The sequence below is a fragment of the Cellulomonas sp. P4_B5_2 genome (assembly GCF_056402235.1).
The window spans coordinates 1-8,328 of the sequence record NZ_JBFUHU010000279.1 but is presented as its reverse complement, the minus strand read 5'-3'; the positions used below and the strand labels follow the sequence as shown (position 1 = coordinate 8,328).

Annotated in this window: 9 protein-coding genes; 2 read left to right on the top strand and 7 right to left on the bottom strand. The window is 72.5% G+C overall.

The annotated features are described in order from the left end of the window. Nucleotides 1–37: 37 nt before the first annotated feature. From groL to AC1DUQ_RS17385, 4 genes are all read right to left on the bottom strand, one after another. Entirely contained in the window at nt 38–1,663 is a 1,626-nt protein-coding gene (gene groL, locus AC1DUQ_RS17400) for a chaperonin GroEL (protein ID WP_477059999.1), read from the bottom strand. A 1,643-nt stretch (nt 1,664–3,306) separates the two neighbouring features. After that, on the bottom strand, nt 3,307–3,510 hold the full coding sequence (locus AC1DUQ_RS17395) for a cold-shock protein (protein WP_477074219.1): 204 nt from the start codon (nt 3,508–3,510) through the stop codon (nt 3,307–3,309). 126 nt (nt 3,511–3,636) lie between these two features. Then, complete coding sequence (locus AC1DUQ_RS17390; protein ID WP_477059997.1) at nt 3,637–4,230, bottom strand: LytR C-terminal domain-containing protein; 594 nt, start codon at nt 4,228–4,230, stop codon at nt 3,637–3,639. Between the two features lie 106 nt (nt 4,231–4,336). Beyond that, entirely contained in the window at nt 4,337–4,651 is a 315-nt protein-coding gene (locus AC1DUQ_RS17385) for a DUF3263 domain-containing protein (protein WP_477060808.1), read from the bottom strand. A gap of 163 nt (nt 4,652–4,814) precedes the next feature. On the opposite strand from AC1DUQ_RS17385, the gene AC1DUQ_RS17380 reads away from it, so the two are divergent. Then, nucleotides 4,815–5,492 (top strand): uracil-DNA glycosylase, encoded by a 678-nt coding sequence (locus AC1DUQ_RS17380; protein ID WP_477059996.1) that lies wholly within the window; start codon nt 4,815–4,817, stop codon nt 5,490–5,492. Between the two features lie 6 nt (nt 5,493–5,498). Here AC1DUQ_RS17380 and AC1DUQ_RS17375 read toward each other — a convergent pair whose 3' ends face one another. Continuing rightward, the gene (locus AC1DUQ_RS17375; protein ID WP_477059995.1) at nt 5,499–5,903 is read right to left on the bottom strand and encodes a hypothetical protein; all 405 of its coding nucleotides are present in this window, start codon (nt 5,901–5,903) and stop codon (nt 5,499–5,501) included. Between the two features lie 184 nt (nt 5,904–6,087). Between AC1DUQ_RS17375 and AC1DUQ_RS17370 the strand changes: the two genes are divergently transcribed. Further along, nucleotides 6,088–6,885, top strand: coding sequence for an SGNH/GDSL hydrolase family protein (locus AC1DUQ_RS17370; protein WP_477059994.1), 798 nt, complete (start codon nt 6,088–6,090; stop codon nt 6,883–6,885). 4 nt (nt 6,886–6,889) lie between these two features. Here AC1DUQ_RS17370 and AC1DUQ_RS17365 read toward each other — a convergent pair whose 3' ends face one another. Then, nucleotides 6,890–7,732 carry a hypothetical protein gene (locus AC1DUQ_RS17365; RefSeq protein WP_477059993.1) on the bottom strand — a complete coding sequence of 281 codons (843 nt, stop codon included), beginning with the start codon at nt 7,730–7,732 and terminating at the stop codon, nt 6,890–6,892. Further along, a partial coding sequence (locus AC1DUQ_RS17360; RefSeq protein WP_477074218.1) for a S24/S26 family peptidase occupies nt 7,729–8,328 on the bottom strand: 600 nt, incomplete at its 5' end. The genes AC1DUQ_RS17360 and AC1DUQ_RS17365, both read right to left, overlap by 4 nt.

The window sequence follows — 8,328 nt, the reverse complement described above, 5'->3', positions numbered from 1 at the left end:
GGCCGTACTAGGTGGTACTCAGCGCATCAGCTGCGGATCAGAACCCGCCGCCGAAGTCCTCGCCGCCACCGCCGGCCGGCGCGTTGTTGCGCTCCGGCTTGTCGGCCACGACGGCCTCGGTGGTGAGGAACAGCGCGGCGATGGACGCCGCGTTCTGCAGCGCGGAGCGCGTGACCTTCACCGGGTCGTTGACGCCCGCGGCGAGCAGGTCCTCGTACGTGTTGGTCGCGGCGTTGAGGCCGTGACCCACGGGGAGGTTGCGCACCTTCTCGACGACGACGCCACCCTCGAGACCGGCGTTGATCGCGATCTGCTTGAGGGGAGCCTCGATCGCGAGCTTCACGATCGCGGCACCGGTCGCCTCGTCGCCCTCGAGCTTGAGGCCCTCGAACGCGGTCTTGCCGGCCTGGATGAGCGCCACGCCACCACCGGCGACGATGCCCTCCTCGACGGCCGCCTTGGCGTTGCGCACGGCGTCCTCGATGCGGTGCTTGCGCTCCTTGAGCTCGACCTCGGTGGCCGCGCCCGCCTTGATGACGGCGACGCCACCGGCGAGCTTGGCGAGGCGCTCCTGCAGCTTCTCGCGGTCGTAGTCCGAGTCGGAGTTCTCGATCTCGGCACGGATCTGCGAGACGCGGCCCTGGATCTGGGCGGCGTCGCCGGAGCCCTCGACGATGGTGGTCTCGTCCTTGGTGACGACGATCTTGCGCGCCGTGCCGAGGACCTCGAGGCCCACCGTGTCGAGCTTGAGACCGACGGTCTCGGAGACGACCTGGCCACCGGTGAGGATGGCCATGTCCTGCAGCATCGCCTTGCGGCGGTCGCCGAAGCCGGGAGCCTTGACGGCGACCGACTTGAACAGGCCGCGGATCTTGTTGACGACGAGCGTGGCCAGGGCCTCGCCCTCGACGTCCTCGGCGACGATGAACAGCGGCTTGCCGGCCTGGATGACCTTCTCCAGCAGCGGCAGCAGGTCCTTGACGTTCGAGATCTTCGACTCGACGAGCAGCACGTAGGCGTCCTCGAGGACGGCCTCCTGGCGCTCCGGGTCGGTCACGAAGTACGCCGACAGGAAGCCCTTGTCGAAGCGCATGCCCTCGGTGAGCTCGAGCTCGAGGCCCAGCGCGCTGGACTCCTCGACGGTGATGACGCCTTCCTTGCCGACCTTGTCGAGCGCCTCGGCGATCAGGTCGCCGATCGCCTGGTCGCCGGCGGAGATCGCGGCCGTGGCGGCGATCTGCTCCTTGGTCTCGACCTCCTTGGCCTGCGCGAGCAGGGCGGCCGTGACGGCCTCGACGGCCTTCTCGATGCCCTTCTTCAGCGCGATCGGGTTGGCGCCGGCCGCGACGTTGCGCAGGCCCTCGCGCACGAGCGCCTGGGCGAGCACGGTGGCGGTGGTGGTGCCGTCGCCCGCGACGTCGTCCGTCTTCTTGGCGACCTCCTTGACGAGCTCCGCACCGATCTTCTCGAAGGGGTCCTCGAGGTCGATCTCCTTGGCGATGGAGACGCCGTCGTTGGTGATCGTGGGGGCGCCCCACTTCTTGTCCAGGACGACGTTGCGGCCCTTCGGGCCGAGGGTGACCTTGACGGTGTCGGCGAGGATGTTGAGTCCCCGCTCGATGCCGCGGCGGGCCTCCTCGTTGAAGGCAATGATCTTGGCCATGGGGCTGTGATCCTTCACTGGGTTCGGGTCGGCCGAGGGTGCCCGCGACGGACGGGCACGTCACCCGCGGTCTTGTCCCGCGTGCGACGGCCCTCACCGGACGGCCGTGGTGATTCTGTCACTCTCCACCGGAGAGTGCTAAGTCCAATGGTTAGCACTCGACCCCCGAGAGTGCAAGCAGCGTTCACTGAGAGCGGCACCTCAGGAACCGCGTCAGGGCTATCGTGCGCGTGTGCAGGATCACGACGAGGACGTCGACACCGGCGGTCGGCGTACCGCGGGCGAGATCGTCGCGCCCGCGCACACGTCGCACCGCGGCCGGCACACGGACCGGTCTCGCCGCACGGGCGGCATCCTCGCGACGGCTCTCRTCGTCGCGGCCACCACCACGTTCGTCGCCACGGCGCCCGCCGGGGCGCGGGCGGTCGAGACCCCGGCTCCACCAGCCGCCGCGCCCGCCGCGGAGTACGCGTCGATCCCGCTGTACCACGAGGGCCTGACCACTCTCGCGGGCGATCTCCGGGTGCCCCTGGCGGTCGGCACCGATGCGACGTTCCTGGCCGGCACCCACGTCGTCGACCCCGCCGCGTCGACCCTCGCGCGCGTGGTCACCGGGGAGGCCCCGGCCGGGCACGGCGCCACCATCCGCGCGGCCGTCTCGGTCGCCGGCCGGCAGCGCGCCTGGCTCGCGTCCGGCACCGTCCCCGGTGTCGGGGGACCGTACGAGGACATGGCCCGCGCGGCACTGCTGGACCTGCACGCGCTCATGCTCCCGGACGGCGCCGCCGTCGCGGCCTGGTCGGAGAAGTGGCGCTACGTGTGGCCGCGCGACGCCTCGTTCGTCGCCGTGGCGCTGGCCCGGACCGGCCACGTGGACGACGCCCTCGAGATCCTCTGCTTCCTCGACCGGGTGCAGTCGCAGGACGGCTCCTTCCAGGCGCGGTACCTGCCCGACGGCTCGGGGCCGCCCGACGACCGCGGCGTGCAGACCGACGGCACCGGGTGGGCGCTGTGGGCCGCCGGCCTGGTCCTCGCGGAGATCACCGACCCCGCCGACCGCGCCGCTGCTGCCGAGGAGCTCCGCCCGATGCTCGTGCGCTCCACCCGGCACGCGATCGAGCTCGTCGGCGGCGACGGCCTTCCGCCCGCGTCACCGGACTACTGGGAGGTGCCCGAGGACGCGCTCACGCTCGGCACGGTCGCGCCGCTGGTCGCGGGACTGCAGCAGGCGTCGACGGTCCTCCCGCTGACGGACGACGACGCGCTGGCCCGGTCCGCGCTCGACGCCGCGATCCGCTCCAAGGTGGCAGTGATCCGCGCGTTCGGTCCGACCGGGTTCGCGCGGTACGCGGACGGCGAGCACGCGGACGCCGCGAGCGCCTTCCTGCTGCCACCGTTCCTCACCACCGCGGTTCCGGGTGCCGACGAGGCGTGGCGGGCGTCGGCCGTGGCGATGGTCCGCCCCGCGAACGGCTTGGCGCCTGGCGCCGGGTGGCGCGACGACGGCGTCTCCTGGACGCCGCAGACGTCGCTCTACGCGTGGGTGGCCGCGGAGAGCGGTGACGCCGACCTGGCCGACGGCTGGCTCACGTTCCTGGACACCCATCGCACGCCCTCGGGCTCGCTGCCCGTCCACGTCGGGGTCAGAGGCCGCGGACCTGCTCGGCCTGCGGCCCCTTGGTGCCCTGCCCGACCTCGAACTCGACGTCCTGGCCCTCCTCGAGGGACCGGTAGCCGTCCGACTGGATCGCGCTGAAATGCACGAAGAGGTCCTGGCCTCCCCCTGTCGGGGTGATGAAGCCGTACSCCTTCTCCGCGTTGAACCACTTCACGATGCCCTGGGCCATGCCGTACTCCTCGTAGCTCCTCGACGCCTCGAGCCGGGCGCTCCGCCGGCGCCCGGTGCGCGTGAGCCTAGTGGCCGCGCTCCCGCGCCGACCAGGGTCGTCTCGGGGTCCGTGCGAGCGGCCGGATCAGGCGTCCGGGTCGGTGACGAGGACGACGGAGATGCCGGTCCCGGCGTCCGCCGCGGAGAGCACGGGGGCGCCCAGGCCGAGCGTGTCGGCGACGAGCTGCGCGGTCGCCACCTGGTCCTCGGTGGCGTAGTACACGACCGAGTCGTCGGTCGTCGCCTCCGTGTTGCCGGTGGTGACGGCCGTGAACCCGGCGGTCGTGAGCTTCTCGGCCTGCGCCGCAGCGAGGCCGCCGATGCTGGCGGCGTTGAGCACCACGATCGGCGTGTCCATCACGGGGGTCGGCGCGGCAGGCTCCTCCACCGGCTGGGTCTCCGTGTCCGTGGGCGTCTCGCCCTCGGTCGCGGTGTCGGAGGGCGTCGTCTCCTCCGCCTCCGGGGACGTCGAGGTGCCCGGGAGGGACGGGAGGTTGCCGTCGCGCGCCATGAAGTTCACCACGGCGAAGGCGAGCACCGGCGTGAGGACCAGGACGACCAGGAACGGCCACCACCTGCTCCACGCCGAGCGGGGGGCGCGATGCACGCCTCGGGGGACGTCAGGGTTCGACGGGACGTCGAACTCGTCCTCGGGATAGGAGTACTCCGCCTTGCTCACGGCGGACAGGCTAACGGCTCAGGCCATGGGGACGGGTCCACCTGGGGCAGGACGTGGGCCGTGTCACGTGCAGGGACGCGGACGCCGGCACGCAAAGACGGGTGGATCAGGCGTCGCCGAGGCGGCGAGCGGTGCGTGCCCGCTGGCGCGAGGACCGCATGCGGCGCAGGCGCTTGATGAGCATCGGGTCGTGCGCGAGGGCCGCCGGGTCGTCGATCAGGGCGTTGAGCACCTGGTAGTACCGCGTGGCCGACATGTCGAAGAGCTCGCGGATGGCCGACTCCTTGGCGCCCGCGTACTTCCACCACTGCCGCTCGAACGCGAGGACCTGCTCGTCGCGCTCGGAGAGCTCCGCCGGACGGGGATCGTGGACACTGCTGGGTGCCGGGATGTGACCGACGGCGATCGTCGCGGCGTCCATGCGTCCTCCTGTGCTCTCGCGGGGCTCGGTCCGCACCCGGGGGTGCTGACCGACAGCCGTCATCGTACGACCGTAATGACACACGTGTCATTCCCGTCGGCGCGTCGTCGCCCGTGCGCCGCGCGAGTCGTCGGCCGTGCGTCGGATCGGTAACCTCGCGGGCGTGACCGCCGCGCCGCTGGACCAGCTCGTCGCCCCCGACTGGGCCGTCGCCCTCGCCCCCGTCGAGCCCCAGCTCCGTGCGGCGGGACAGTTCCTGCGCGACGAGGTCGCCGCCGGGCGCAGCTACCTGCCGGCCGGCGACGCCGTGCTGCGGGCGTTCCGGCGGCCCCTCGCGGAGGTCCGCGTGCTCGTCGTCGGGCAGGACCCCTACCCGACGCCGGGCCACCCGATGGGCCTGTCCTTCTCGGTGCAGCCGGACGTCCGGCCCCTGCCGCGGTCGCTGACAAACATCTTCACCGAGCTGGTCGCGGACGTCGGCGTGGCACCCCCGACCAGCGGAGACCTGTCCCCGTGGGCCGACCAGGGCGTGATGCTCCTCAACAGGGTGCTCACGGTCCGTCCGGGGGCGCCCGCGTCGCACAGGCGGCACGGGTGGGAGGCGGTGACCGACCGTGCCATCGCCGTCCTCGTCGAGCGCGGCGGCCCCCTCGTCGCCGTGCTCTGGGGCCGCGACGCCCAGTCGCTCAAGCCCGCGCTCGGGTCCGTGCCGACGGTCGAGAGCGTGCACCCCAGCCCGCTGTCCGCGAGCCGCGGGTTCTTCGGGTCCCGCCCGTTCTCCCGCGTGAACCAGCTGCTCGTGTCGCAGGGTGCGCAGCCCGTCGACTGGTCGCTGACCTGACGGCCCTCACAGGTCGTCGACGATCCCCCAGGACGCGGCGGTCAACGAGTACGCGGTCCAGACGTCCGGGTCCAGCTGGTCCACCATGCCCGCTACCAGGACCACGTGGGACCTGTGCTGCACCTGGTCGGCGTCGCGGTACACGATCACCGCCTCCGCGCCGGCACACTCCGGAGGCACCCGGTCGAAGCGCGCCCCGGCGAGCGAGTACGAGCCCGTCCTCGGGCTGATCTCGACCTCGTATCCCCAGGTCACAGCTGAGGTGTCGCACCCCGAGGCCCCGGGCCCGGCCACTGCCTGGTCGGCGAAGCGTGCGGAGGCCACCATGCTCGCGACGGCCAGCGCGACCAGCGATCCCGCCCAGAACAGCCGCTCGGACGACGGGCCGACGCGTCTTCGGGTCGACGTCATGACGCTCCCCTCCGTGGGCGCGGTCCTGCGCGTGGAGGCGTCGCCAGCATCCTGCTCGTCGCCGGCGTCACGGCGGTGCCGTCGTGACGCGCCAGTCCCCGAGGCCGGGACCTGGTCCTCACCCGGCCCATCGACCGGCACGACGCGGGGTTGAGGAGTTCGCGTGCGCGGGCACAATGTCCCGGTGAGCATCCAGACCCCGCCCTGGTCCCGGTACGTGGCGATCGGTGACTCGTTCACCGAGGGGCTGTGGGACTCCCCCGACGGCCCCGAGGCTCCGCAGCGCGGGTGGGCGGACCTGCTCGCCTCGCACTTGTCGGACCGTCGCACCGCTGCGGGCGAGTCACCCCTCCAGTACGCGAACCTCGCCATCCGCGGGCGGCTGCTGCGGCCGATCCTCGTCGAGCAGGTGCCCGCTGCTCTCGAGCTGAAGCCCGACCTGGTGAGCCTCGTCGGTGGCGGCAACGACATCCTGCGGCCCTCGGCCGACATCGACCGGCTGGCCCGGAACCTCGAGGCGGGCGTCGTCCGGCTGCGCGAGGAGGGGGTCGACGTGCTGCTCGGCACCGGGGTCGACGCCGCCGACAGCCCGCTGGTGAAGGCGACGCGCAGCCGGGTCGGCATCTACAACGCGCTCATCTGGTCGATGGCCCGACGCCACGGTGCCTACGTGGTGGACCTGTGGGGCATGCGCTCGCTGCGCGACTGGCGGATGTGGGCCGACGACCGGATCCACCTGACCACCGACGGACACGCCCGCGTGGCGCAGGGGGCGCTGGTGGGGCTGGGTCTGGAGCCCGACGACCCCGCCTGGGACGACCCGCTCACCCCTCTGCCGCCGACCCCGCGGATGCAGAAGGCGCGCGAGGACGCCGCCTGGGTGCGCGAGCACGTCTACCCCTGGGCGACGCGTCGGTTGCGCGGCAAGTCCTCGGGCGACGAGCGTGTGCCGAAGCGGCCGGAGCTGTCACCCCTGAACTGACCGCTCAGGGGATCTGGCAGACGATCCCCGACTGCCCCGCACGGTTCTCGACGAACGCGGCGTACAGGCCCGGCGATGCGCCGATGTTGGCCGCCAGCCGGCCGCTGAGCTGCGGCAGCGCCGAGCAGCTCGACGTCACCTGGGCACCGTTGTTGGCCGTCGTGATCCCGGCGGTGGACCAGGTCCACCAGGCCGGCGCCCCCGGGATCGTCACCGTGAACGAGATGTACTGGGAGTTGGAGATGCCCGGGGCCTTGAAGTCGATGCTGAAGTTGCCCTGGCCCGAGCCGTCGCTGCCCCAGTAGTTCGACGAGGCCGCACCGTCGATGGCGCACGGCTTCGTGGCGTCCAGCGTGCCGTTGGCGTTCCGGACCTGGCACACGTTCACCGGGCCCGCCGGCGGCGTGTAGGTCCACGTCGCCGGGACCTGCCAGCCGCCGATCGTCACGTGCACCTTGAGCCCGGCAGCAGGCGTGAAGGTGCCGGTCGCAGCAGTCAGCGTCGCCGTCGCGGTGGTCACGGTGCCTGTGGCCTCCAGCCGGCGCGCGGCGGGCCACGTGGTGACGGTGGGGTCGTACACGGTGACGACGAGTGCCCTGCCGGAGCAGCCGGCGGTGTCGACGTTGCTCAGCACGACGCTCGACGTGGTGCCCGAGGTGGCGCCGTTGGTGACCGCCACCGTCTGCGAGGTGCAGCGGCTCTGGCTGGTCATGAAGGGCTTGAGGCGCGTGGTGAGGGTCAGTGCCGAGGCCTGCGCGAGGGAGGCGCCGACGAGGGCGAGCAGCAGCGCCCCGACGACGGCGACGAGCGCGTGGCGGCGGCGGATCCGCGGCAGCCGGCGGCTCACGGTCGCCCCCCCACGACGGCCACGGGGACGTTCTCCTGCGCGGTGCCGACGGCGTCGTCGGTGTCGACGGCCTCGTCGGTGTCGACGGGCTCATCGGTTCCGGTCTCGTCGTCCTCGTTGCGGGGCCACACGAGGATGGCCAGGGCGATGACGATCAGGGAGAGCCAGACGTACGGGGTCGCGAAGACCCTGGCGAACATGCCCAGCTTCGGGACGTGCAGCTCGGCGATGCCCAGGACGTCGGCGTCGGTGGGCGTGAAGGGGTCGATCCAGCTGTTGTTGTCGCCCTGCGCCTGCCAGCCGGCCTCGCCGTCGCCCGCCACGAGCCGGTGGATGACGCGACCGCCGCCCAGCTCCGGCGGCTGGTACACCACGATGTCGCCGACCGCGGGTGCGCCGCAGCGCGCGACGACGAGGTCACCCGTGTAGTACGTCGGCTCCATCGAGTGCCCCGAGACGATGGTCAGGGTGGTGCACCCGCCGAGGCTCGTCGGCCAGAGCAGCCACGCGACGGCGGCGATGCCCACCCAGAACGCGACCGAGACGGCAGCGCGCCACACCCGCCGCGCGAGGGCGTCGGGTGTGGCGGTGTGGCG